Source organism: Pantoea sp. UYEF8, from assembly GCF_040546285.1.
GTDB classification, from domain to species: Bacteria; Pseudomonadota; Gammaproteobacteria; order Enterobacterales; family Enterobacteriaceae; genus Pantoea; species Pantoea brenneri.
In genome coordinates, this window is record NZ_JBEPNM010000002.1 from 491,452 (window position 1) to 515,668 (window position 24,217).

At 55.0% G+C, this 24,217-nt stretch carries 20 protein-coding genes, 3 tRNA genes and 1 other RNA gene; 10 read left to right on the forward strand and 14 right to left on the reverse strand.

Going from position 1 to position 24,217, the window contains the following annotated elements:
- Positions 1–2: 2 nt before the first annotated feature.
- The 5 genes from ABIB18_RS05835 to ABIB18_RS05855 all read left to right on the forward strand — a co-directional run bounded on the left by ABIB18_RS05835 (position 3) and on the right by ABIB18_RS05855 (position 2,543).
- Positions 3–79: transfer RNA gene (locus tag ABIB18_RS05835), tRNA-Val, on the forward strand.
- Positions 80–82: 3 nt separating this feature from the next.
- Positions 83–159: transfer RNA gene (locus ABIB18_RS05840), tRNA-Val, on the forward strand.
- Positions 160–169: 10 nt separating this feature from the next.
- Positions 170–246: transfer RNA gene (locus tag ABIB18_RS05845), tRNA-Val, on the forward strand.
- A 344-nt stretch (positions 247–590) separates the two neighbouring features.
- Complete coding sequence (gene pykF, locus ABIB18_RS05850; RefSeq protein ID WP_031375710.1) at positions 591–2,003, forward strand: pyruvate kinase PykF; 1,413 nt, start codon at positions 591–593, stop codon at positions 2,001–2,003.
- Positions 2,004–2,306: 303 nt separating this feature from the next.
- Complete coding sequence (locus tag ABIB18_RS05855) at positions 2,307–2,543, forward strand: major outer membrane lipoprotein (protein ID WP_006118977.1); 237 nt, start codon at positions 2,307–2,309, stop codon at positions 2,541–2,543.
- A 79-nt stretch (positions 2,544–2,622) separates the two neighbouring features.
- On the opposite strand, the gene ABIB18_RS05860 is transcribed toward ABIB18_RS05855, so the two are convergent.
- Genes ABIB18_RS05860 through sufA form a run of 7 tightly spaced genes read right to left on the reverse strand, consistent with a single transcriptional unit; the run spans position 2,623 to position 9,285 of the window.
- The gene (locus tag ABIB18_RS05860) at positions 2,623–3,648 is read right to left on the reverse strand and encodes a L,D-transpeptidase family protein (protein WP_046288360.1); all 1,026 of its coding nucleotides are present in this window, start codon (positions 3,646–3,648) and stop codon (positions 2,623–2,625) included.
- Between the two features lie 56 nt (positions 3,649–3,704).
- Positions 3,705–4,121, reverse strand: a complete 417-nt coding sequence (gene sufE / locus ABIB18_RS05865; protein ID WP_031375709.1) for a cysteine desulfuration protein SufE — start codon at positions 4,119–4,121, stop codon at positions 3,705–3,707.
- A 21-nt stretch (positions 4,122–4,142) separates the two neighbouring features.
- Positions 4,143–5,366, reverse strand: coding sequence for a cysteine desulfurase SufS (gene sufS, locus ABIB18_RS05870; RefSeq protein WP_354473845.1), 1,224 nt, complete (start codon positions 5,364–5,366; stop codon positions 4,143–4,145).
- Positions 5,366–6,646, reverse strand: coding sequence for a Fe-S cluster assembly protein SufD (sufD, locus tag ABIB18_RS05875; protein WP_031375707.1), 1,281 nt, complete (start codon positions 6,644–6,646; stop codon positions 5,366–5,368). The genes sufS and sufD overlap by 1 nt, the downstream gene beginning before the upstream one ends.
- Positions 6,621–7,367 (reverse strand): Fe-S cluster assembly ATPase SufC, encoded by a 747-nt coding sequence (gene sufC, locus ABIB18_RS05880; RefSeq protein WP_031375706.1) that lies wholly within the window; start codon positions 7,365–7,367, stop codon positions 6,621–6,623. Before sufC ends, sufD begins: the two co-directional genes overlap by 26 nt.
- Before the next feature lie 42 nt (positions 7,368–7,409).
- Complete coding sequence (gene sufB / locus ABIB18_RS05885; protein ID WP_031375705.1) at positions 7,410–8,903, reverse strand: Fe-S cluster assembly protein SufB; 1,494 nt, start codon at positions 8,901–8,903, stop codon at positions 7,410–7,412.
- A gap of 7 nt (positions 8,904–8,910) precedes the next feature.
- Complete coding sequence (sufA, locus tag ABIB18_RS05890) at positions 8,911–9,285, reverse strand: Fe-S cluster assembly scaffold SufA (RefSeq protein ID WP_031375704.1); 375 nt, start codon at positions 9,283–9,285, stop codon at positions 8,911–8,913.
- A 389-nt stretch (positions 9,286–9,674) separates the two neighbouring features.
- Here sufA and ABIB18_RS05895 point away from each other — a divergent pair, with 389 nt between their 5' ends.
- Entirely contained in the window at positions 9,675–10,079 is a 405-nt protein-coding gene (locus tag ABIB18_RS05895) for a hypothetical protein (RefSeq protein ID WP_089561262.1), read from the forward strand.
- Between the two features lie 33 nt (positions 10,080–10,112).
- Here the strand turns inward: ABIB18_RS05895 and ydiJ are convergent, their stop codons facing one another.
- A complete protein-coding gene (gene ydiJ, locus ABIB18_RS05900) occupies positions 10,113–13,166 on the reverse strand; it encodes a D-2-hydroxyglutarate dehydrogenase YdiJ (RefSeq protein WP_089561247.1) in 3,054 nt (1,017 codons plus the stop codon).
- A gap of 207 nt (positions 13,167–13,373) precedes the next feature.
- Here ydiJ and ydiK point away from each other — a divergent pair, with 207 nt between their 5' ends.
- The gene (gene ydiK / locus ABIB18_RS05905; RefSeq protein WP_031375702.1) at positions 13,374–14,483 is read left to right on the forward strand and encodes an AI-2E family transporter YdiK; all 1,110 of its coding nucleotides are present in this window, start codon (positions 13,374–13,376) and stop codon (positions 14,481–14,483) included.
- 264 nt (positions 14,484–14,747) lie between these two features.
- An RNA gene (gene rprA / locus ABIB18_RS05910) (antisense sRNA RprA) lies at positions 14,748–14,855 on the forward strand.
- A gap of 70 nt (positions 14,856–14,925) precedes the next feature.
- Here rprA and ppsA read toward each other — a convergent pair.
- Positions 14,926–17,310: a phosphoenolpyruvate synthase gene (gene ppsA, locus ABIB18_RS05915; protein ID WP_354473800.1), complete on the reverse strand. Its 2,385-nt coding sequence runs from the start codon at positions 17,308–17,310 to the stop codon at positions 14,926–14,928.
- Between the two features lie 439 nt (positions 17,311–17,749).
- Here ppsA and ppsR point away from each other — a divergent pair, with 439 nt between their 5' ends.
- Positions 17,750–18,577 (forward strand): posphoenolpyruvate synthetase regulatory kinase/phosphorylase PpsR, encoded by an 828-nt coding sequence (gene ppsR, locus ABIB18_RS05920; protein ID WP_031375700.1) that lies wholly within the window; start codon positions 17,750–17,752, stop codon positions 18,575–18,577.
- 152 nt (positions 18,578–18,729) lie between these two features.
- Positions 18,730–19,776 carry a 3-deoxy-7-phosphoheptulonate synthase gene (locus ABIB18_RS05925; RefSeq protein ID WP_031375699.1) on the forward strand — a complete coding sequence of 349 codons (1,047 nt, stop codon included), beginning with the start codon at positions 18,730–18,732 and terminating at the stop codon, positions 19,774–19,776.
- A 1-nt stretch (position 19,777) separates the two neighbouring features.
- Here the strand turns inward: ABIB18_RS05925 and ABIB18_RS05930 are convergent, their stop codons facing one another.
- From ABIB18_RS05930 to ABIB18_RS05950, 5 genes are all read right to left on the reverse strand, one after another.
- Positions 19,778–21,229 (reverse strand): protein adenylyltransferase SelO, encoded by a 1,452-nt coding sequence (locus ABIB18_RS05930; protein ID WP_354473802.1) that lies wholly within the window; start codon positions 21,227–21,229, stop codon positions 19,778–19,780.
- An 85-nt stretch (positions 21,230–21,314) separates the two neighbouring features.
- Complete coding sequence (locus tag ABIB18_RS05935; RefSeq protein ID WP_089561244.1) at positions 21,315–22,061, reverse strand: EAL domain-containing protein; 747 nt, start codon at positions 22,059–22,061, stop codon at positions 21,315–21,317.
- 295 nt (positions 22,062–22,356) lie between these two features.
- Positions 22,357–22,815, reverse strand: coding sequence for a C40 family peptidase (locus tag ABIB18_RS05940; RefSeq protein WP_031375696.1), 459 nt, complete (start codon positions 22,813–22,815; stop codon positions 22,357–22,359).
- A gap of 68 nt (positions 22,816–22,883) precedes the next feature.
- The gene (gene btuD, locus ABIB18_RS05945) at positions 22,884–23,633 is read right to left on the reverse strand and encodes a vitamin B12 ABC transporter ATP-binding protein BtuD (protein ID WP_354473803.1); all 750 of its coding nucleotides are present in this window, start codon (positions 23,631–23,633) and stop codon (positions 22,884–22,886) included.
- Positions 23,634–24,179 (reverse strand): glutathione peroxidase, encoded by a 546-nt coding sequence (locus ABIB18_RS05950; protein ID WP_031375694.1) that lies wholly within the window; start codon positions 24,177–24,179, stop codon positions 23,634–23,636.
- Positions 24,180–24,217 lie beyond the last annotated feature (38 nt).

Here is a 24,217-nt window from a genome sequence, read left to right on the forward strand (position 1 = left end):
TTGCGCTCTTAGCTCAGTTGGTTAGAGCACCACCTTGACATGGTGGGGGTCGATGGTTCGAGTCCATTAGAGCGCACCAAGTGCGTCCGTAGCTCAGTTGGTTAGAGCACCACCTTGACATGGTGGGGGTCGGTGGTTCGAGTCCACTCGGACGCACCATTTCCTGTAAGCGTTCTTAGCTCAGTTGGTTAGAGCACCACCTTGACATGGTGGGGGTCGATGGTTCGAGTCCATTAGAACGCACCACTTTCAGAATTTCTCCCGCTTGCGCAAATCCCCCTTTTATTGATCTACATCTTTTCCGGAACTGCTTTTCGATTGGTTTTCGCATACTTAGCGACTATACTGTGCCGCGTTGTCCACTTGAAAGGTTTCAGCGATCACGTGCCTATTGCGATAACTCAGATAATTTGCGCAACACTCAGAAGGTGGTTACCAACCGTAACCGCACAACTTCCCTGCACGCCTGGCCTTCGTCACCTATTCTTACTCTGTATAGCCCGTTTCGATTTCAAACAGAATTCTCACTTCGATGCATTGCCATCGGATTTCGCCCTTTATCATCCATCACAACTTACAGATAACCCGTCATGAAAAAGACTAAGATCGTTTGTACTATCGGCCCGAAAACCGAATCAGAAGAGATGCTGACTCAGCTGCTTGAAGCCGGCATGAATGTTATGCGTCTTAACTTCTCCCACGGCGACTACGCCGAGCACGGCCAGCGCATCACCAACATGCGTGCCGTGATGGAAAAAACCGGTCGTCAGGCGGCTATCCTGCTGGACACCAAAGGCCCTGAAATCCGCACCATGAAACTGGAAGGTGGAAATGATGCGCCGCTGAAAGCGGGTCAGACTTTTACCTTCACCACCGACCAGAGCGTGATCGGCAACAGCGAGCGCGTTGCGGTGACCTATCCTGGCTTTACTGCTGACCTGAAAATCGGTAACACCGTGCTGGTCGACGATGGCCTGATCGGTATGGAAGTGACTGAAGTCACCGAAAACACCGTGGTGTGTAAAGTGCTGAACAATGGCGACCTCGGTGAAAACAAAGGCGTTAACCTGCCAGGCGTTTCTATCCAGTTGCCAGCGCTGGCAGAAAAAGACAAGCGCGACCTGATCTTCGGTTGTGAGCAAGGCGTCGATTTCGTTGCTGCGTCGTTCATCCGTAAGCGTTCAGACGTGCTGGAAATTCGTGAGCACCTGAAGCAGCACGGCGGTGAGCACATCCAGATCATCTCTAAAATTGAGAACCAGGAAGGCCTGAATAACTTCGACGAAATTCTCGAAGCATCAGACGGCATCATGGTTGCGCGTGGCGACCTGGGCGTTGAAATCCCGGTTGAAGAAGTAATCTTCGCGCAGAAGATGATGATCAAGAAGTGTAACAAAGCGCGCAAAGTGGTGATTACCGCTACTCAGATGCTTGACTCGATGATCAAAAACCCACGCCCTACCCGTGCTGAAGCGGGCGACGTGGCAAACGCCATCCTCGACGGTACTGATGCGGTTATGCTGTCAGGTGAAAGCGCCAAAGGGAAATACCCGCTTGAGTCAGTGACCATCATGGCCACTATCTGTGAGCGTACCGACCGCGTGATGAAGTCCCGCATCGATAGCCAGAACGACACCCGCAAGCTGCGTATCACCGAAGCGGTCTGCCGTGGTGCAGTTGAAACCGCTGAGAAGCTGGAAGCCCCACTGATTGTGGTCGCGACTGAGGGCGGTAAGTCAGCTAAGGCAGTCCGTAAGTACTTCCCGAACGCCACTATCCTGGCGCTGACCACCAATGCCACTACCGCGCGTCAGCTGATCCTGAGTAAAGGGATTGAGACCCGTCTGGTAACCGAGATCGCTTCTACCGACGATTTCTATCGTCTGGGTAAAGAAGCGGCACTGGAAAGTGGCTATGGTCAGAAAGGTGACGTGGTGGTGCTGGTGTCAGGTGCATTAGTACCAAGCGGAACTACCAACACCGCCTCAGTACACGTCCTGTAAAACTATTTTCACCATTTATTTAGAAGCGCCTTTCACGGGCGCTTTTTTTATTTGTACTTAATACAAATGTCGGAAAATTCCAATCGAAAATAACTATTCAATTTCACTTTATATTAAGGTTAATCCGATTAAATCTCTCTGTTTTCGCTAAATTTTTTTATCATCTTCTGCGATCCGCTGCTTCTTTGAGCGAACGATCAAATTTAAGCATCTTCTCATCAAAAATTTATTCTCAACTTAAAAAGCTTTGTGTAATACTTGTAACGCTACATGGAGATTAACTCAATCTAGAGGGTATAAATAATGAATCGTACTAAACTGGTACTGGGCGCGGTAATCCTGGGTTCAACTCTGCTGGCTGGTTGCTCAAGCAACGCTAAAATCGACCAGCTGTCTTCTGACGTTCAGACTCTGAACGCTAAAGTTGACCAACTGAGCAACGACGTGAACGCAGTGCGTTCAGACGTTCAGGCTGCTAAAGATGACGCAGCTCGCGCTAACCAGCGTCTGGACAACCAGGCTCACTCTTACCGTAAGTAAGAGTTCTGGTTTAAAAATGGCGCCTTTAAGGCGCCATTTTTTTTGCTTTGCGTTTACGCGGTTTCCCGCGTAACTGGCTTTACGGCGTGGCCGTTTCGGCTTCAGCCCGATCAACCGGCGCAGCAGAGGCCGATGAAGGTGTCTCCAGCCCCGCAGGCGGCGTTGTTTCACTCTGGACCGGCTCACCACTGCTTACCAGCACCGGCATGCCTGAGCGGCGCGTCAGGCTCGCTTTAATCAATGCGCTATCACTCTTCTCGCTTTTGATAAATTGCTTCAGCCCGCCACTCAGTGCTAACGGCATGGTTTGTGGATCGTCCTTATCGTTGTGCGATAACGGCTGATGCACCTCGACGTAGCGTTTGCCATCCGGTTCCACCGCATACTTCACCGGCTGATTGATGATCTGCACCCGCGTACCTTTCGGCACCGAATTGAACAGCGCTTCGATATCCTCTGAACGCAGACGAATACAGCCTGAGCTGACGCGCATACCAATACCGAACTTCGCATTGGTGCCATGAATCAGATACTGGCCGCTACCACGCGCCAGGCGCATTGCAAACAGCCCCATCGGGTTATCCGGCCCGGCAGGCACCACCGCGGGCAGCGTGATGCCCTCTTTGGCATAGCGCTTGCGAATATTCTGAGTTGGCGTCCAGGTCGGGTTAGGAATTTTCTGGCTGATTTGGGTCACCATCACCGGGGTTGCCGCCCCCAGCTGACCAATACCGATCGGATAGACGATGACCTTGTCTTCGCCTTTGGGATAGTAGTAGAGCCGCAGCTCGGCCAGATTCACTACAATGCCTTCTCGCGGGGTATCAGGCAGCAGCATTTGCAGCGGGACGGTGAGTTGTGTTCCGGCTTTCGGCAGCCAGGGATCGGTGCCTGGATTGGCTTCCAGCAGGCTAAGCAGGCCAACCTGATAGCGAGCCGCAATCTCTTCCAGTGGGCGTTTGTCGTCAGGAACCTGGGTCAGGACGTTTTCGCCAATCAGGCGACTGTCAGGTGGTGGCAGCGGGTATTCCGTGGCAAATGCGGGTGCAGAGAGCCCAAAACAGGTCAGCAGCAATGCACCGGCTAAACGTAAAGCAGGTTTCATGCAATTTTCTCGTCAGATAAAAAAACAGACGCCGGATGGCGTCTGTCGAGTGTAGCTTAGCTGAGGTTCTGAGCGGTATGGCGAATAGACCGAATCATCGCTTCCAGCCCCTGCGACCGGGTCGGCGTCAGGTGCTGCATCAGTGCCAGTTCACCGAACCAGTGGCGCACATCCAGCGCCACGATTTCGGCCGGCGGCAGATTCTGATAAAGGCTAAACACGATGGCAATCAAGCCCTTAACAATAGCAGCATCGCTGTCGCCTTCAAACGCGATGGTGCCATCTTCCTGCGGCGTCATCCTGATCCATACCTGGCTCTGACAACCTGAAATAGCATTCTCTGGCTGGTGCAAGCTTTCGGATGATTCCGGAAGTTTTGCACCCAGCTCAATGATGTAGAGATACTTCTCTTCCCAGTTGGCGCAACGGTTGAAGTTACGAACCAGTTTCTCTTTTTCTGGCAAGTTCGCCATCTGTCACTCCGTTAAAACTGTTCAGCCGCCCAGCAGACGATGAATACGTGTCAGTCCGGCCGCCAGACGATCCACTTCCTCTTCACTGTTGTAGAAGGTGAAGGAGGCGCGACACATGGCAGGCACATTGTAATGGTGCATCAGCGGCATCGCACAGTGGTGACCGGTGCGGATCGCAATGCCGTACTGATCGAGGAAACTGCCAACGTCAAATGCGTGGTGCTTGCCCAGGTTGAAGGCGATCACCCCGGCGCGTGACTGCGGGCCGTAAATCCGGATGTCCGGTACCGAGGCCAGCTTATCGAGCGCATAATTCATCAGTGCCGTTTCGCGCTGATGAATGGTATCCAGTCCCAGCGCCTCGACGTAGGCCAGCGCTGCGCCAAAGCCGATAATCCCGCCGGTGTTCGGCGTACCGGCTTCAAAACGCCAGGGTGCGCTGTTCCAGGTGGTGCCGGTTGGCAGCAGTACGCGGTCGATCATCGATCCGCCCCCTTCCCACGGCGGCATCTCATCAAGCAGCGCTTTACGCCCATAGAGAATGCCGACGCCGTTCGGGCCGTACAGCTTGTGGCTGGAGAAGACGTAGAAGTCGCAGCCGATATCCTGCACGTTCACTTTGTCGTGCATCACCGCCTGCGCGCCATCAATCAGCGTCACCACGCCCGCGGCTTTCGCCTGTGCGACGATCGCTTTCACCGGGTTGACCGTGCCGAGAACGTTAGAAACGTGCGTCACCGCCAGCAACCGGGTACGGCTGTCGATCAGTCCCGCCAGTTGCTCCAGTGCCAGCTCGCCATTATCGTTCAGCGGCAGAACCCGAATTTCAGCACCGGTACGCTGTGCCAGCATCTGCCACGGCACGATGTTAGCGTGATGCTCCATCTCAGTGATGATCAGGTTATCGCCCGGCTGGAGGTTAGCACCGCCCCAGCTGTTGGCCACCAGATTGATGCCTTCAGTGGTGCCTTTGACGAACACGATCTCTTCCTGCGTGGCCGCATTCAGAAAACGGGCCGCCTGATCGCGCACGTTCTCCATGTCGCTGGTCGCCTGCTGGCTGAGCGTATGGATACCACGATGCACGGCCGCATAGCCGTGCTGGTAAAAATGGCTTTCGGCGTTGATTACCGACAGCGGACGTTGTGCGCTGGCCGCACTATCAAGATAGGCCAGCGGATGACCGTTGACCTCACGCTTCAGGATCGGAAAATCTTCCCTGATGCGTTCGAGATCGAAGTTCATCATGAGTCGCCTCCAGGAAAGCGCTCAGCGATACGCTGCAGCACTGCCTGACGCAATACCTCATTCTCCAGTGCTTCGGTCAGTTCCGCAGCAAAGGCATGAATGATCATGGTCTGGGCAGCATCCTGCTCAATACCGCGCGAGCGCAGATAGAACATCTGCTCATCATCGATGCGACCGATGGTGGCGCCGTGGCTGCACTTAACGTCATCCGCATAGATTTCCAGCTGCGGTTTGGTATCCACTTCGGCCAGACGTCCCAGCAACAGGTTGTTGTTGGTCATCTGTCCATCGGTTTTCAGCGCATGCTTCGCCACTTTGATGTGACCATTAAACACCGCACGGCCTTTATCGCGCACGATGGTTTTATGCATCTGGCGGCTCAGGCAGTAGCCTTTATTGTGCTCAAGGTAAGTACGGGTATCCGCCACTTCCTGACGCACCGGCAGCACCAGGCTGTTCACCGCCAGTTGGGTGTTTTCACCGTTCAGCTGAGTACTGGTGTTATGACGGCTCAGGCCCGCACCCAGCAGGAAGCTGGTGCTGCTGACCTGCGCATCGCTGCCGATCACCAGGTCGTTATGTGCGAAGTGATAACTTTCGCTGCTTTCAAACGCCAGTTTGGTGTGGGTCAGTTTTGCATTGTCGCCGACGGCAAAGGTAAAGCGGGCACCGGTGAAGTGCGCACTGCCATCCAGCGAAACGTAATGCTCAATCACTTCTGCTTCAGCGCTCTCATCCAGCTGCAGATGATGACGATGATGAACCGTGTTCATCCCGTTCTGCTGGCCGCTGGTGATGTGCAGCAGATAAAGCGGACGGGCCGCCGACTTGCCGCGCGCCAGACGCAGGAAGGTCACCTCTTCCGCCAGACTCTCGGTCAGGTGCAGGAAGACTTCCGGCTGCACGGCGGCCGGCAGTGGGCGACGTTCAGCCGCTACGCTGTGCTGAATCTCAAACAGATCGCTGTCGCGGCTGCTGAGTGCAGGCTGGAACTGGCCATCAACATAAACCAGACGCACCGCATCCAGTGGCAGAGCCAGCGCATCGACCTGCTCAGCGCTCAGCGTTTGCGGTGCCTGCGGCAGCACAAACTGTTGCGCCAGCAAGGTATCCAGCGAGGTGTATTTCCAGTTCTCATGCTTGCGGGTAGGCAAGCCGATCCGCATCAGTTGCTGCCAGTGCTGCTGTGCCTGCAGCGAACGCAGGTCGCCGCGCGATTCAAACAGGTGATGCCACTGTTGCAGCGCAGAATCACTCTTCGTCGGTAAGCCAGCCATAACCTTGCTCCTCCAGCTGTTTCACCAGCGAGAAGTCGCCAGATTTCACGATTTTGCCCTGATAAAGAACGTGTACGAAGTCTGGCTTGATGTAATCCAGAATACGCTGGTAGTGGGTAACGATGATGAAGGCACGCTTCTCATCGCGCAGGCTGTTAACGCCATTGGCCACAATTTTCAGCGCATCGATGTCCAGTCCGGAATCGGTTTCATCGAGGATACAGAGTTCCGGCTCCAGCGCCGCCATCTGCAGAATGTCGTTACGCTTCTTCTCACCACCGGAGAAGCCCACGTTTACTGAACGGGTCAGCAGATCTTCCGGCATCTTCAGCAGGTGAATTTTATCTTCGATAAAGTCCTGGAAATCGAAGCGGTCCAGCTCTTCCTGCTGACGATATTTACGCACCGCGTTAACGGAGGTTTGCAGGAAGAACTGGTTGCTCACGCCAGGGATCTCAACCGGATACTGGAAGGCCATAAAGATACCTTCACCGGCACGCTCTTCCGGCGCCAGCTCCAGCAGATCTTTGCCTTTGAAGGTCACCGAACCGCCGGTCACTTCATAGTCTTCACGTCCGGCCAGCGTGGCAGAAAGCGTACTTTTACCTGAGCCGTTCGGGCCCATAATGGCATGGACTTCACCCGGTTTAATTTCGAGGTTCAGACCACGCAGAATGGCTTTATCTTCAACACTTACCTGTAAATCTTTAATGCTTAACATACTTATTCCTTCACATTGCTTCCGGCAACGCGTGTGACGGCATCAGCCCACACTGTGCTCAAGGCTGATGGCTAACAATTTTTGGGCTTCCACGGCAAATTCCAGCGGCAGCTCCGAAAATACGTCTTTACAGAAGCCGTTCACGATCATCGAGATGGCATCTTCTTCACTGATACCGCGTTGCAGACAGTAGAACATCTGGTCTTCGCCGATACGTGAGGTGGTGGCTTCGTGCTCAAGCTGGGCGGTGTTATTGCGGGTTTCAACATACGGGAAGGTATGTGCGCCGCAGTCCGGGCCAATCAGCATTGAGTCACACTGGGTAAAGTTACGCGCGTTGGTGGCGGTCGGCATGATCTTCACCAGGCCGCGATAGGTGTTCTCACTTTTACCGGCCGAAATCCCTTTCGAGATGATGGTCGATTTGGTGTTTTTACCAATGTGAATCATCTTGGTGCCGGTATCCGCCTGCTGGCGGCCGCTGGTCAGCGCCACAGAATAGAATTCGCCGACCGAGTAATCACCGCGCAGAATGCAGCTCGGGTATTTCCAGGTAATGGCTGAGCCGGTCTCAGACTGCGTCCAGGACATTTTACTGTGGTCACCTTCACACAGCGCACGCTTGGTAACGAAGTTAAGGATACCGCCCTCGCCTTCACCGCCCGGGAACCAGTTCTGCACCGTCGAATATTTCACTTCGGCATTTTTATGGATGATCACTTCCACCACGGCCGCGTGCAGCTGATAGCTGTCACGCACCGGCGCTGAACAACCTTCGATGTAGCTGACGTAACTGTCTTCATCGGCAATCAGGATGGTGCGTTCGAACTGACCGGTTTTGGCTGCGTTGATGCGGAAATAGGTCGACAGCTCCATCGGGCAACGGACGCCTTTCGGGATGTAGACAAACGTTCCGTCTGAAGCCACCGCCGAGTTCAGCGCGGCAAAGAAGTTATCGTTGGCCGGGACGACCGTGCCGAGATACTGCTTCACCAGCTCCGGGTGTTCCTGAATCGCTTCGCCGAAGGAACAGAAGATAATGCCCTGCTCCGCCAGCTTGCCGCGATAGGTCGTAGCCACCGAGACGGAGTCAAAAATAGCGTCAACGGCCACTTCACGACCTTCACGCACCGGGACACCTAGCTGGTTAAAGGCGTTTTCCACTTCCTGCGTCAGGTAATCGCTGGCCGGCGCGCTGCCTGATGCCTGGGTCGCACCCGGCTCAGAAGCGCAGCTGTCATCGCAGTTACCGCACGACGGTGCGGAATAGTAGCTGTAATCCTGGTAATCGAGTTTCTCGTAATGCGCTTTCAGCCAGTGAGGCTCTTCCATTTCAAGCCAGGCACGGAAAGCTTTAAGACGAAACTCCAGCATCCACTCTGGCTCGTTACGCTTGGCCGAGATCGCGCGCACCACATCTTCATTGATGCCGTTCGCAAATTCTTCGGTCTGCAGTTGGGTAAAGAAGCCCTCTTTATAGTTGAGCTTGCCGTCCCAGATTTGTACATCGTCAGATGTTTCGCTGTGTCGTGACATATTTCACTTACTCGACGCCAAAGCTTTCGCCACACCCGCAGGCGTGCTGAGCTTTAGGGTTATTGAATTTAAAAATCTGATTCAGGCCTTCGCGAACGTAATCCACTTCGGTGCCATCAACAAATGGCATCGCCTGAAGCGGCACAAACAGAGTTGCGCCGTGGAACGAGAACTGCAGATCGTCATCGACTGGCTCTTTCACCAGATCCATGACGTAACCAAACCCGGCGCAGCCGGATTGTTTCACGCCTAACCGTAGCCCCTTGACATCAGGGTCCTGAGCAGCCAGATTGAGAATTTGTTGCGCTGCGGTTTCAGTCAGCGTCAGCCCTTTCCAGACGAAATCGTCGGGTGAGAAAGAGTCTGCATTAACGGATGCCATGTTGATACCTCTTGAGTCCGGACCTTTTCAGGCTATCCCCCTATGGTAGTGATCTGACCGATCACTTCAACCTCTTGTTTTGCAGGGATAATCATCTTGTGCTGTTTTTTTCGCCTGTTTATTAAGCATAGACCCTTCAACTCACTTTGCGGTGAGACAGACCACGCGAAGAGTCCTGTTGTAACCTGTTAATAACGCACTCTTTTTTAAATTATGACTTTTCATAAAAGTGCTTATTAATAGGTTACGCCTTTCTACGATGTAAACAGATTGTTATTTCCGATTATACCGACAGGTCAGATAAATCGTTAAATTTTTCTGCCGCAGCAATTGCATTCCTCGCCCGGATGAATATGATAATTATTATCATTCACGTTCAGGGTGGCATTATGACGCTTTCAGTCTCTGCCTGGCTGCAGCATAAGATCGATGAATACAAATTTTCGGTACGCGATATCACCGTCGACTTCTACCTGGCGCAGGCCAGACTCGACCGGGCCGACTGTCCCATTCAGCAATTACGTCAGTTTAATGATACCTGTCTGGATATGGCAGAAGTCTGCCAGCTGAACGGAGATGACCAGAGCTATCTGCATGCCATGGGCAAACTGCATCATCGCCTGGTGCAGGAGATGGGAAATAGCGATCGCGATCGCCTGTTCCGCATTCAGGCCTACCAACTGGCGCGACTCTCCCTGACCCGTCTGTGCCATCAGCTGGCGATGATCGGTGAATGGGATAAAGCCACCGCGCTGCAAAGCGACTTTGTGCGTCACGCGGGCTGGATATTCTAATCCAGCCGCGTCGTGACGTCGCGCACAATTTTTTTACATTAGCGTTAAGAGCGCCTGCAGCGGATGGCGCATGCCGTTACCTTCCACCCGCTTGACCTGACTGCGGCAGGAGTAACCGGTGGCAAGACAGCGCTGACGCGGTAAGCGCTGTAGCTGCGGATGCCAGGAGAGCGCGTAGATCCCCAGCGAGTTTTCGAGGTTTTTCGTTTCGTGGCCGTAGGTGCCCGCCATGCCACAGCAGCCCACGTTGATATTCTCCAGCTTTGCGCCAAAACGGGAAAAAATCTCCTGCCACTGATTCGGCGCGGAAGGCAACGCCGTCACTTCGGTACAGTGTGCGAACAGATACCACGACTCGCCCGTAGTGCCCTGCACTTCCCGTTCCGCCAGCGCACTCTGCAACCACTCATGCACCAGCAGCACGCTGAAATCACCGCGTGTCTCGCCCAGCGTCTGACGATACTCATCGCGGTAGCAGAGCACGGTCGCAGGATCGACCCCAACCATCGGCATTCCCAGCCGTGCTACCCGGTTAAGGAAATCAGCGGTGCGGCTGGCGGTCCGGGCGAAGCGCTGCAGGAAGCCTTTCACATGCTGCGCTTTGCCATTCGGTGAGAACGGCAGTAGAACCGGTCGATAGCCGAGCTTCTCAATCAGCCGGATAAAATCATTCACCAGCTGCGCCTCATAGAAGCTGGTAAACGGATCCTGCACCACCAGCACGCATTTCGCCTGTTCAGCCGCCGGTAACCGTTCCAGCTGTTCCAGCGTCATGTTCATGGCGGGATGGCCGCTCAACTGCTGTTTCAGCGTCGGTGAAGAGAGTAGTGGCAGATCGACCATGCCGATCTGGCTTTTGCTCAGCTCTTTCAGCCACGGCTGGCGCAGAAAGAAGTTAAAGGTTTTGGGGGCCTTCGCCATTAATGGCGCGTAGCTTTCAACCGCCGCCACCAGATGATCGCTGACCGGACGCAGATAACGGGTGTGATAAAGCTGTAAGAAGCGCGAGCGGAAGCTGGGCACGTCAATTTTGATCGGGCACTGCGTTGAGCAGGCTTTGCAGGCCAGACAGCCCGACATCGCCTCTTTGACCTCATGCGAGAAATCGTATTCCCCTTTACTGGCGTGCCAGCTGTTGCGGGTACGGGCGATCAGCCCACGCAGCGAAAGCCGGCTCTCCGGTAACTGCTTCTCCAGCATCAGTGGATCCACGCCCTGATTAGCCAGCAGTCGCAGCCATTCCCGCGTCAGGGTCGCCCGGCCTTTGGGAGAATGGATACGGTTACGGGTGATCTTCATCGACGGACACATCGGGCTGCGAACATCAAAGTTAAAGCACAGGCCGTTACCGTTACACTCCATCGCGCCGCGCCATTCGTCACGCACCGTGAGCGGAATCTGACGATCGAAGGTGCCACGCTTCTCCGCATCGACCTGCATCATCTCGTCATGGCTGTCAAAAGGGGTGCAGATTTTGCCGGGATTGAGGCGGTTATGCGGATCGAATGCCGATTTAATGCGGCGCAGCTCATTGAACAGGGTTTCGCCAAAGAACGCCGGACTGTACTGCGCGCGGAAGCCTTTGCCGTGCTCGCCCCACAGCAATCCGCCGTAGCGCGCCGTCAGGGCCACCACTTCGTCGGAGATCTGCTTCATCATCATCTCCTGCTGCGGATCGCACATATCCAGCGCCGGACGGACATGCAGCACGCCAGCATCAACGTGACCGAACATGCCGTAACTCAGTCCGTGGCTATCGAGCAAGGCGCGGAATTCGACAATGTAATCCGCCAGGCTTTCCGGCGGGACGGCGGTATCTTCGACGAACGGGATCGGCTTGGCGCGGCCTTTGGCATTACCCAGCAGCCCCACCGCCTTTTTGCGCATGTTATAGATACGCTCAATGCCCTGCAGATCGTCGCAGAGCTGATAACCGATGACGCCGCCCTGCTGTTGCGCCATCAGCGCATCCAGCCGCGCACAGAGCTGGCTGATTTGACTGTCGATCAACGCAGCGTTATCACCGGCAAACTCGACAATGTTCAGCCCCAGCATCTCTTTATCCGGCACGTCGGTAATCAGTTCCCGCACTGAATGCCAGACGATATCTTCACGCGCCAGGTTAAGCACTTTTGAGTCGACGGTTTCGACCGACAGCGCCTGTGCTTCCACCATGAATGGCGCATTACGCAGTGCAGAATCGAACGAATCATATTTGATGTTGACCAGCCGCCGCACTTTAGGCAACGGCGTAATATCCAGCCGCGCTTCGGTGATAAAGGCCAGCGTCCCTTCGGCTCCGCACAGCAGGCGCGTCAGGTCGAAGGTTTGCATATCGTCGCTGAACACATGTCGCAGGTCGTAACCGGTCAGGAAGCGGTTGAGCCGCGGGAATTTTTCGAGGATCAGCTCACGCTGCTCACGACAGCGGCTCAGCACCTGCTGATAGATGCGCCCTTCCGGGGTTGCCGTGCGGGCAATCGTTTCAGCCAGCGCTGTCGCCATCGGCCGGGTATCGAGGATATCGCCCCCCAGCAGCACCGCTCGCAGACCAATGACGTGATCGGAAGTTTTGCCATACACCAGCGATCCCTGGCCGGAGGCGTCGGTATTGATCATCCCGCCCAGCGTCGCGCGATTACTGGTCGACAGTTCTGGCGAGAAGAAAAAGCCATACGGCTTAAGCCAGGCGTTCAACTGATCTTTGATGACGCCCGCTTCTACCCGCACCCAGCCCTCATCCGTATTGATCTCGAGGATGCGGTTCATGTAGCGCGACATATCAACAATAATGCCCTGGTTCAGCGACTGTCCGTTGGTGCCGGTGCCACCGCCGCGTGGCGTGAAGACCAGGCTTTCAAAGCGTGGCTCGCCTGCCACCCGGGCGATCAGCGCAACGTCAGCGGTTGAGCGCGGAAACAGCGCCGCGTCGGGCAGCAGCTGATAGATGCTGTTATCGGTAGAGAGTGAAAGGCGGTCAGCATAGCTGGTGGCGGTGTCGCCGGTAAAACCCTGCTCTTTCAGCGACTCAAGGAATGTCAGCACCAGTTGAACGAGGCCCGGCGCCTGCGAAATCTGTGGGATCATTATTGTCTAACCGAAGATGTTGTAAACGTTTGCGTTTGCGCGTTTGCGGTCCCTCGTTTTATCACATTTTTTGGCTGACCGCCGTTTTTTCAGGAAAGGGAAAAACCTTTCCCTGCTGCTCTGTTTAATCCGCACTAAATAGATCATGATAAAAACGGGCACCGAGAGCCCGGCAATGAAGGATTTAGACGAGGTTATGAGTCGATGATGAAAAGCCTGTATCGGGACATGGATTTACCACAGATACTTTTTACCCTGATGTTCATTTTGTTACTGATCATCGCCTGTTTGTGGGTGGTGCAGCCCTTTATTCTGGGTTTTGCCTGGGCCAGCATGGTGGTGATCGCCACCTGGCCGTTGATGCTCCGGCTGCAGCGGCTGTTATGGGGACGCCGTTCACTGGCGGTGATTGCCATGACCTTGCTGTTGCTGCTGCTGTTTATTATTCCTATCGCTCTGCTGGTCAGCAGCCTGATCGATAACAGCGCACCAGTGGTCGCCTGGGTGACGCAAGGCCATCTGATGCCACAACTGCTGTGGCTCAACGATATGCCGATGGTGGGCGAAAAGCTTTACGCCAGTTATCACACGCTGGTGGAAGGCGGTGGCTCCGGCATCATGGCCAAAGTGCAACCCTATATTGGCCGCACCACCGGCTTCTTTGTGGCGCAGGCCGGCCATTTTGGCCGCTTTATGATCCATCTGGCGGTCATGCTGTTGTTCAGCGTGCTGCTCTACTGGCGTGGTGAACAGGCGGCGCAGGGTATTCGCCATTTCGCTTTCCGTATGGCGGGTCGCCGGGGCGATGCAGCAGTGTTGCTGGCGGCGCAGTCAATCCGTGCCGTGGCGCTGGGCGTGGTCGTGACGGCGCTGGTGCAGGGCGTGCTGGGCGGGATTGGCCTTGCGGTCTCCGGCATTCCTTACGCCACGCTGCTCACGGTGCTGATGATCCTCTGCTGCCTGGTGCAGATTGGTCCGCTGCTGGTGCTGGTGCCGGCCATTATCTATCTCTACTGGAGTGGGGATACCACCTGGGGCACCGTACTGCTGGTCTGGAGTTGCGTGGTCGGTACGCTGGATAACGTGCTGCGCCCGGTGCTGATTCGGATGGGTGCTGACCTGCCGATGATATTGATCCTTTCCGGGGTGATCGGCGGCCTGTTCGCCTTCGGCATGATTGGCTTATTTATCGGTCCGGTGGTGCTGGCAGTCTCTTATCGCCTGGTGTCGGTCTGGGTGCATGAAGCGCCCGCGCCAGACGATGACCCGCTGGCCGTGGCCGAAGCCCTCACCGATCACGACGAAACCCCGCATTAAATCTGCATCAGCAATGGTTAGGGCGGTTAATGATGATTGACCGCCCCAATTATTTTGCGTCACGTAAAGTTTATTTTTCATTAGCGGTTTTTAAGAAAAAAGCCATCTTTAGCCCTGAATCGACCATTCAGGGCTAAAAAAGATTACTTTCTGCACTGTTTCTTAAGGGAAATGCAGCATAAAAGGTGACAAAAGATTATCGGCTTTAAACTAATAAGAGGATTCTTAAAGACGTCAGCCGGTCTGGTGAATAACATGTTTCCTATGTTCGAAATCAACCCACTGATTTCTAAACAACCTTTTTCCCCTGAGTAAAGTAAAGAATTGCTGTGTGTAGTCTTTGCCCATCCCCTGTGATGGGCTTTTTTTTTGCCTGTCACTGGCCAGCCATAAATAGAAAAGGCCAGCAGAGCTGGCCTTTACGGGTGAATCAGGGTTGCCGTCAGGCAGATTTGTTTAACTGCGCCAGGCTTACCCAGGTCTCGACGACGGTGTCCGGGTTGAGCGATAAACTGTCAATCCCCTCCTCCATCAGCCAGGCAGCAAAGTCCTGATGATCCGACGGTCCCTGACCGCAAATCCCGACATACTTGCCCTGCTTCTTCGCTGCCTTGATCGCCATTGACAGCAGGGCTTTGACGGCCTCATTGCGCTCATCAAACAGTGCTGAAACCACCCCTGAGTCGCGGTCCAGTCCCAGCGTCAGCTGAGTCATGTCATTGGACCCGATCGAGAAGCCATCGAAGTGCTGCAGGAACTGCTCCGCCAGTAAGGCATTGGACGGGATTTCGCACATCATGATCACCTTCAGCCCGTTCTCTCCGCGCTTCAGTCCCTGACGGGCTAGCTCTTCAACCACCGCCTGCGCCTGATCGACGGTGCGTACGAACGGGATCATGATCTCCACGTTAGTCAGCCCCATCTCATTGCGTACCCGCTTCACAGCTTCACACTCCAGCGCAAAGCAGTCACGGAAACTGTCGGCGACATAGCGACCGGCACCCCGGAAGCCGAGCATTGGATTTTCCTCTTCCGGCTCGTAACGCTCACCGCCGACCAGGTTGGCATACTCATTGGTTTTGAAGTCCGAAAGTCGCACAATTACCCGTTTCGGTGCAAAAGCGGCCCCAAGTGTGGCAATCCCTTCAGTCAGGCGTCCGATGTAAAACTCAACCGGATCGTCAAATCCCTTCATCATTTTACGAATCTGCTGCTGCAGTTCCGGGGTCTGCTGATCAAATTCCAGCAGCGCTTTTGGGTGGACGCCAATCATGCGATTGATGATAAATTCCAGACGCGCCAGGCCAACGCCTTCATTCGGCAAACAGGCAAAGTCAAATGCGCGGTCAGGGTTGCCAACGTTCATCATGATTTTCAGCGGCAGCGTCGGCAGTGAATCAACCTGCGAACTGGTGACGTCAAAATCGAGCAACTGATCGTAGACATAACCGGTATCGCCTTCGGCACAGGAGACCGTGACCTGGTGGCCCTCTTTCAGACGATCGGTGGCATCACCACAGCCGACTACTGCCGGGATCCCCAGCTCACGCGCAATGATCGCCGCGTGACAGGTACGGCCGCCACGGTTGGTGACAATCGCCGAGGCCTTCTTCATGATCGGCTCCCAGTCCGGGTCGGTCATGTCAGTCACCAGCACATCGCCTTTTTCGATACGGTTCATTTCGCTGATGTCGTGAATCACCTTCACTTCACCGGCGCCGATACGATGACCAATTGCGCGGCCTTCTACTACCACACTGCCCTGGCCCTGCAGGGTGTAACGCTCCATCACCTGACCGTTTGAACGGACGGTTTCAGGACGCGCCTGCACGATAAACAGCTTGCCGGTGTGACCATCTTTGGCCCATTCGATATCCATCGGACGCTTATAGTGCTGTTCAATCAGCACCGCCTGCTGCGCCAGCGCCTGCACTTCGTCATCAGAGAGACAGAAGCGATCGCGCTCCGCTTCCGGCACATCTTCAATCCGCACCTGTTCGCCATGCTCCAGTGAATCGGCATAGACCATGCGAACTTTTTTCGAGCCCATATTGCGGCGCACAATCGACGGCCGGCCAGCCGCCAGCGTCGGTTTATGCACATAGAACTCATCGGGGTTAACCGCGCCCTGCACCACCATCTCACCTAGGCCCAGCGCTGCGGTGATGAATACCACCTGATCAAAGCCGGATTCAGTATCGATAGTAAACATCACGCCGGAAGCGGCAAGGTCGGAACGGACCATTCGCTGGACGCCCGCTGATAAAGCCACGCCACGGTGGTCATAGCCCTGATGCACGCGGTAAGAGATGGCACGGTCGTTAAACAGCGAAGCATAGACATGCTTCACCGCCACCATCACTGCCTCGATGCCCTGCACGTTGAGGAAGGTTTCCTGCTGACCGGCAAAAGAGGCATCGGGCATATCTTCAGCCGTCGCCGATGAGCGAACCGCAAAGGAGGCTTCGGCATCGTCGGCCGAGAGCTGCTGATAGGCTTCAAGGATTGCCGCTTCGAGTTCCGGCAGGAACGGCGTTTCAATAATCCACTGACGAATTTGCTTACCGGCTTTCGCCAGCGCATCAACATCATCAATATCGGTGCTATCCAGTAATGCATAAATGCGCTGGTTCAGTCCGCTTTGATCGAGAAACAGGTTGAAGGCATACGAGGTGGTCGCAAAACCGTTGGGAACCGAGACCCCAAGCGACGACAAATTAGTAATCATTTCACCCAGAGAGGCATTTTTGCCCCCCACCCGATCAACATCATGCATGCCAAGCTGGTTATACCAGAGCACTAGCGGCTGTTCGCCTTTATTGGACATTGAGCTTATCCTTTATCAATGAATGGGCACATGGAATATTCTGCAATCAACCCGTTCAGCCTGGCATAAGCCCCTGGCAATGACGATCTGTTGAATCGTTAAAGCAGAATATTGGCAACAGATTCGGAATTGTGCACGCCAGAATAACCCGTTGCGCAAGCGGTTTATTTTTCGCTAACTGACTGATGCAACAGTAAATGACAGCTTTTCAGTCACTTAATAATTGTTTTTTGTTGCGCAACAAGCAGGGTGACTATTTACGGTCCCCGAAAGAGTGACCGCCAAATTATGCGGAATGAAACACGCTTTCATTTTTACTGATGTGCTAAAACAGGGCGTTAATAATGCAACTAAAAGATTCATAACAGGGAAATATGGATTATTTATTTTATCTCGCGGCGCTTTCTGACCGCTCATTCTTTGCAGAGGCTGACCCGTCATGACGACTGACAGAAGCGTTTTCTATATTTCCGATGGTACTGCCATCACCGCCGAAGTGCTGGGCCATGCGGTGCTGTCACAGTTTCCGGTCAATATCACCAGCCTGACGCTGCCGTTTGTTGAAAATGTTCAGCGGGCGCAGGCGGTCAAAGCGCAGATCAATGCCCTTTATCAGCAGAGCGGTGTGCGGCCGCTGGTGTTCTTTTCTATTGTTACGCCGGAAGTGCGCGACATCATTGTTCAGAGCGAAGGCTTTTGTCAGGACATCGTTCAGGCGCTGGTGGCCCCGTTGCAGCAGGAGCTGGGATTATCGCCAGCACCGGTAGCTCACCGCACCCACGGGCTGGATGCCAGCAACCTCGGCAAATATGATGCGCGTATCGCCGCGATTGATTACACCCTGGCGCATGATGACGGCATTTCGCTGCGCGGTCTGGAAGACGCTCAGGTCATTCTGCTGGGCGTGTCGCGCTGTGGCAAAACCCCCACCAGCCTCTATCTGGCGATGCAGTTTGGTATCCGTGCCGCCAACTACCCTTTTATCGCGGATGATATGGATAACCTCAAACTGCCGCCGGCGCTGCGCGCGCATCAGCATAAACTGTTCGGGCTGACTATCGATCCGGAACGGCTGGCCGCCATTCGCCAGGAGCGGGCGGAAAATACCCGTTACGCCTCAATGCGCCAGTGCCGGCTGGAAGTGGGAGAAGTGGAAGCGCTGTTCCGGACCCATCAGATCCGCTATCTCAACAGCACCAACTACTCGGTGGAGGAGATTGCCACCAAAATTCTCGACATCATGGGCCTGACCCGCCGCATGTACTAAGCGTCTCCCCGCGGCCGCGATGTAAAGCGTCGCTGCCGTCGGTTTTGATTTCATTATTAATTCCCGGGTTGAATTCGCAGGCTAATGGTTTATTGTGACCACCATCACTTCCCGGTATTTCACCGTTGCGAAGAATAGTTTCCGAGAAAATCATGAACAAAACCGACGAATTGCGTACCGCGCGCATTGGCAGCCTGATTACGCCTGCCAGCCTTGCGGCCGGACATCCTGTCTCAGACGCCATTGCTGATAACGTCACGGCGGCCCGCCAGCGTATTGCCCGTATCCTGACCGGTGAAGATCCACGTCTGCTGGTGATTATCGGCCCCTGCTCACTGCACGACCCAAAAGCGGCGCTGGAGTATGCCGAACGCCTGAATGCCCTGCGCGTCCGTTATCAGGATCGACTGGAGATCGTGATGCGCGCCTACTTCGAGAAGCCGCGTACCGTTGTGGGCTGGAAAGGGCTGATCTCCGATCCCGATCTGGATGGCAGCTATGACGTGAACCGCGGGATTGGCATTGCTCGCCAGTTGCTGATTGATATCAACGCCCTTGGCTTACCGACCGCGACAGAGTTTCTCGATATGGTGATCGGGCAGTTTATTGCCGATCTGATCAGCTGGGGCGCAATTGGTGCTCGTACCACCGAAAGCCAGATCCACCGTGAAATGGCTTCTGCACTCTCCTGTCCGGTCGGCTTTAAAAATGGTACCGACGGCAATGTCCGCATTGCGGTAGATGCGATTCGTGCCGCCCGCGCCAGCCATATGTTCCTGTCACCGGATAAGCTCGGTCAGATGACCATCTATCAGACCAGCGGCAACCCGCATGGCCATGTGATCCTGCGCGGTGGCAAGCAGCCTAACTATCACGCCAGCGATGTGGCAGACGCGGCGGCCAGCCTGACAGAATTTAACTTACCGCAACAGCTGGTGATCGACTTCAGTCACGGCAACTGCCTGAAGCAGCATCGCCGTCAGCTTGATGTGGCGGCCGATGTGGCGCAGCAGATCGTAGCCGGATCGCGTGCGGTCGCCGGCGTGATGATTGAGAGCTTCCTTGCAGAGGGTAATCAGAAGGTGGTCGGCGGTGAACCGCTGGTTTATGGCCAGTCGATTACCGATCCCTGCCTCGGCTGGCAGGACAGTGAAGCCGTGCTTGCCCTGCTCGCCGAGGCAGTCTCCTGCCGTTTCTGAGTTAGCTGGAACAGCTCACCTCTAAGGTTTTACCCCAGTCTGGCGGCCGTTGACGATATTCAGCGGCCGTCTGATCGCTGCAAGGTTGCTGCAGCGCCTGGTGCAATCGCGCCAGCGCGCCCTGCTCTCCCCGCTCTGCCTCATCAATCGCCTGCTGTGCCAGATAATTACGTAACACCACTGCCGGATTCGCTGATTTCATCACTGCCTGTCGGCTGGCATCGGGCACCTCTTCCTGCAATAACCGCGCACGATAGCGCTGATACCAACCATCAAAGGCTTCACGATCGATAAACTCATCGCGCAGCGGTGAACGGGATTCAGCCTGCTGCGTCTCACTTAACAAGCGGAAGGTCAGCGTGTAGTCGCTGTGCTCTTTGGTCATCAGCGCCAGCAGTTCGGTCAGAATTTCGTTGTCGCCGCTCTCCGCCGTCAGCAAGCCGAGCTTAGCCCGCATCCGTTCGCCCCAGACCCGCATCAGTTCCGGCTCGTAAACGCTCAGCGCCTGCTTCAGCTGCTCTGTAGTCATTAGCCCGGACAGCGCATGTGCCAGCCGGTTGAGGTTCCATAAGCCGATCATCGGCTGATTTTCGAAGCTGTAGCGCCCCTGATAATCGCTGTGGTTACAGATGTAATCGGGCTGGTAGTCATCAAGGAAGCCGAACGGGCCATAATCGATGGTCAGGCCCAGAATCGACATGTTGTCGGTATTCATCACGCCATGGGCGAAACCGACGCTTTGCCACAGCGCGATCAGGCGTGCCGTGCGCAGGACCACATCGGTAAACCACAGTTGATAGCGTTCAGCATCCTCTTTCAGGTGAGGCCAGTGGTGGCGGATCGCATAATCGGCCAGTTGCTGCACCTTATCCTGCTGCTGGCTGTAGAAGAAATGTTCGAAGTGGCCAAAGCGCAGATGGCTCGGCGAGATCCGCATCAGCATGGCGCCGCGTTCCGGCGTTTCACGATAGACCGGTTCATCGCCAATCGATAACGTCAGCGCCCGGGTGGTCGGGATACCCAGATGATGCAGCGCCTCTGAGGCCAGAAATTCGCGCACGCTGGAACGAATCACTGCACGGCCGTCCCCCATCCGTGAATAGGGCGTCAGACCCGCGCCTTTCAGATGCCAGTCAAGCTTGCTGCCATCTTCCAGCCGCTGTTCGCCCAGCAGAATACCGCGCCCGTCGCCCAGTTGCCCGGCCCAGACGCCAAACTGGTGGCCGCTGTAAACCTGCGCCAGCGGCTGCATGCCGGGCAGTAAGGCCGCGCCGTGCCAGACATCATGACCGTCACCGGTAAACAGCGCCTCATCCAGCCCCATTGAGGCGGCCAGCGGTGCGTTATGATAGAGCAGGCGTCCGCCTGTCAGCGGCGTGGGGGTAAGCGCGGTGTAACACCCTGTCAGTTCGCGAAACCAGGTGTTGTCAAAGGTAAGCTTGCCAGTGGACATTGTTTCTCCCATGCGACGCTCAGCGATACGTCGTTCAGCTAAAACCTTCAGTGTAACGCTGATATCGGGGATTAAACAGGTCGCATCAGCACGGATGCAGGGAGGATGGCACGCGGTTGTCGGCACTGATTAGTGAGCATAGCGCATCTGATTTCACCACCGGGAACAGCGCGCCCTGCAAATGCGCACCGCTCAGCTGAAGGGCTTTGTCCAGCAGCGCCTCATCGTCAATGCCACAAATAATGATCTGATCGCAATGGGATCGGAAGTTATCGATAATGCTTTGTATAAACGGCACGAAAGAGGCGCGTTTGGCCAGCGAGTGAATAAATCCTTTATCGAGACTGATACAGTTAAATAAATTATCGTAGACTGCATTGGCCGGTGATTTTCCGGCACCAAAATGCGAAAGCGATAAATTAAATTCAGCCCGCAGGCTCTGTAGCAACGGATTATTTCTGCCCTGCCTGAGGTGCGGAAACGTTTCAGTGATATCCAGCCGCACATAAGGAAGCTGCTTTATTTTCCGCATCAGCAATTCACTTTCCAGCAGGGTGTGCGCCATTCCCTCATCAATTCGAATTAATGCCGAAACCGTGTGGGTTTCAAACAGCGCGCGATACTGCTCCAGTAATCCAATTTGACTCTGTAACAGGCGCAGCTGCTGCGATTCGTCCAGCTGCGGCAGCAGCAGGTCCTGCGGCAGGGTGATAGGTGCACTTTCATGCACAAACTGGGTTACCAGCTCGACAGCGGTCAGCCGCCCGTCAACATCACAGGCAGGGTAGAACCAAATTTCCGACTGATAGTCGGCCGATAAGTGAATTTTCATTTCTACTGCCAGAATATGCGGCGATGGTTATATCCTATATGAATGGATACAGGCAGGCAATAGGACCAAATCATTGAAGAGATGGACTTAATTAGCCTTCCATCGCCGTTTGCCGCCTCACAATCTCGCTTAAGCCAAATAGGACTAATAAAACCCCGGTTATTAGTGGAATTAAACCGGCAGACATTATGATTAATAAAATCCCGCCGGGATAAATGTCATTTAAAATAAAACTTTCACTGGCGGGTTAAGGTCTGATTTAAATTGGACTTAAGTCGGCGGGATGGGCGCGCGGTTAAATGCGCCGCGCCTGCCAGAACACTTTACGCCAGTAGACATTATCCAGCGATGACCGGATCACGCCCTGGCTGGTCGAGGCATGGATAAAGGCGTTATCGGTGTCATAAATCCCGACGTGTAAGCCATTTTCTCCGCGGCCGGTTTTAAAAAATACCAAATCACCCGGCAGCAGATCGTCCTTACTGATCCGCGTTCCGATATCGCTCTGCGCCGCAGTGGTGCGCGGTAATTGCAGGGCGAATTTGTCACGGAAGGTGAGATAAACAAAGCCGGAGCAATCGACGCCGTTGCGGCTCATGCCACCATAGCGATAAGGCGTACCACGCCAGTTGCCAAGCTGATCGTTCAACTGGGCAATCACGGTGATCGAATCGGAAAGACGGCCGTTAATGGGCGGCGCGTGATGACTGCAGCCCGTCAGTAGCAGAACCCAAAGCAGCAAAGCCAGGCGCATCGCCAAATGTCCTTATCAGAAGTTACGACCGGCTTAATGTAGCGGGAAAGCGCGCCGGGTGGCAAGTGTCAGGGCAGCACTGTCAGCAGCGTGCGCCCTTCTATTTCCAGCTGGCGAAACGCAATCTGATACAGCGGCGTCAGTTGCGACGGCGTCAGTACCATCGCAGGCGTTCCCTGCGCCACAACCTGGCCCTGATGCATCAGCCAGACGCAATCAGCCTGTTGCAGGCTGTGATTGAGGTCATGGCTGCTGGCGATGACGCTGATACCCGCCGCGCACAGCTCAGCAATTAAATCATCCACCGCTTTCTGCTGGGCCAGATCCAGCGCGGTTAGCGGCTCGTCGAGGATCAGTAACCGGCCACGCGGATTAATCTGCGGATCGATCTGGGCACAGACCGCAGCCAGCCGGACGCGTTGCCACTCACCGCCAGAGAGCTGGGTCAACAAACGGGTTAACTTGTCATCCAGCTGCAGCCGTTGCAGCAGCGTAGTCAGGCGCCGATCCGCGCCGGTATCAGCCGGTTGCAGATGCAGGCGCAAATAGTGCCAGACCGGCATCTGGCTCAGTGGTAACTGCTGCTGAGGCAACCAGCTCCGCACCTGCGCCAGCGCGCTGCCGTGCCAGTTACCCAGCGGACGCTGATCCAGCTCGACGCTGCCGTCAGCGGATTGCAGACCGGCGATGACGCTCAGTAAGGTGCTTTTGCCGGCACCGTTCGGCCCGACCAGATGCAGCAGCTGACCGGCATCCAGCGCACTGCTAAACGGCAGCAGCCGTCCGGAGACGGCTACCTGTTTCAACCGCAACAGCATTTATTTTGCCAGCGCCTGCTTGATGGTCTCCAGAATGATCGGATCTTCCGGCGTCATATCAGGTGCAAAACGCTGAATAACCGTGCCGTCACGGCCAATCAGGAATTTTTCGAAGTTCCACAGGATATCTCCTGGCGCTTTCGGGCCCCGGCCTTTGCTCACCTGGCGCTCATAAAAACCACTGCCTTCCGGACGCACGGCGTCAGGTCGTGCCGCCACCAGCTGGGCATAGAGCGGATGGCGTTGTTCGCCATTAACCTCGGTTTTTTCAAACATCGGAAACGTCACGCCATAAGTGGTGCTGCAGAAAGTTTTGATCTCCTCACTGCTGCCCGGCTCTTGCTCAAGAAACTGGTTGCAGGGAAAGCCCAGCACGCTGAAACCCTGATCCTGCCAGGCTTTTTGCAGATTCTCCAGCTCTTCATATTGCGGCGTCAGACCGCATTTAGAGGCGACATTGACCACCAGCAGTACCTTGCCCTGCCACTGTGACAGCGTGGTTTTTTCCCCATCAAGCGTAACCAGTTCAGTTTGATAAATGCTCATTCTGGATTCCTATCGTGGATGTTAAATAACCAGCCGAG

Coding starts and splice junctions, on each gene's coding strand:
- pykF (WP_031375710.1), top strand. CDS start 591: ATGAAAAAGACTAAGATCGTTTGTACTATCGGCCCGAAAACCGAATCA.
- ABIB18_RS05855 (WP_006118977.1), top strand. CDS start 2,307: ATGAATCGTACTAAACTGGTACTGGGCGCGGTAATCCTGGGTTCAACT.
- ABIB18_RS05860 (WP_046288360.1), bottom strand. CDS start 3,648: ATGAAACCTGCTTTACGTTTAGCCGGTGCATTGCTGCTGACCTGTTTT.
- sufE (WP_031375709.1), bottom strand. CDS start 4,121: ATGGCGAACTTGCCAGAAAAAGAGAAACTGGTTCGTAACTTCAACCGT.
- sufS (WP_354473845.1), bottom strand. CDS start 5,366: ATGAACTTCGATCTCGAACGCATCAGGGAAGATTTTCCGATCCTGAAG.
- sufD (WP_031375707.1), bottom strand. CDS start 6,646: ATGGCTGGCTTACCGACGAAGAGTGATTCTGCGCTGCAACAGTGGCAT.
- sufC (WP_031375706.1), bottom strand. CDS start 7,367: ATGTTAAGCATTAAAGATTTACAGGTAAGTGTTGAAGATAAAGCCATT.
- sufB (WP_031375705.1), bottom strand. CDS start 8,903: ATGTCACGACACAGCGAAACATCTGACGATGTACAAATCTGGGACGGC.
- sufA (WP_031375704.1), bottom strand. CDS start 9,285: ATGGCATCCGTTAATGCAGACTCTTTCTCACCCGACGATTTCGTCTGG.
- ABIB18_RS05895 (WP_089561262.1), top strand. CDS start 9,675: ATGACGCTTTCAGTCTCTGCCTGGCTGCAGCATAAGATCGATGAATAC.
- ydiJ (WP_089561247.1), bottom strand. CDS start 13,166: ATGATCCCACAGATTTCGCAGGCGCCGGGCCTCGTTCAACTGGTGCTG.
- ydiK (WP_031375702.1), top strand. CDS start 13,374: ATGAAAAGCCTGTATCGGGACATGGATTTACCACAGATACTTTTTACC.
- ppsA (WP_354473800.1), bottom strand. CDS start 17,310: ATGTCCAATAAAGGCGAACAGCCGCTAGTGCTCTGGTATAACCAGCTT.
- ppsR (WP_031375700.1), top strand. CDS start 17,750: ATGACGACTGACAGAAGCGTTTTCTATATTTCCGATGGTACTGCCATC.
- ABIB18_RS05925 (WP_031375699.1), top strand. CDS start 18,730: ATGAACAAAACCGACGAATTGCGTACCGCGCGCATTGGCAGCCTGATT.
- ABIB18_RS05930 (WP_354473802.1), bottom strand. CDS start 21,229: ATGTCCACTGGCAAGCTTACCTTTGACAACACCTGGTTTCGCGAACTG.
- ABIB18_RS05935 (WP_089561244.1), bottom strand. CDS start 22,061: ATGAAAATTCACTTATCGGCCGACTATCAGTCGGAAATTTGGTTCTAC.
- ABIB18_RS05940 (WP_031375696.1), bottom strand. CDS start 22,815: ATGCGCCTGGCTTTGCTGCTTTGGGTTCTGCTACTGACGGGCTGCAGT.
- btuD (WP_354473803.1), bottom strand. CDS start 23,633: ATGCTGTTGCGGTTGAAACAGGTAGCCGTCTCCGGACGGCTGCTGCCG.
- ABIB18_RS05950 (WP_031375694.1), bottom strand. CDS start 24,179: ATGAGCATTTATCAAACTGAACTGGTTACGCTTGATGGGGAAAAAACC.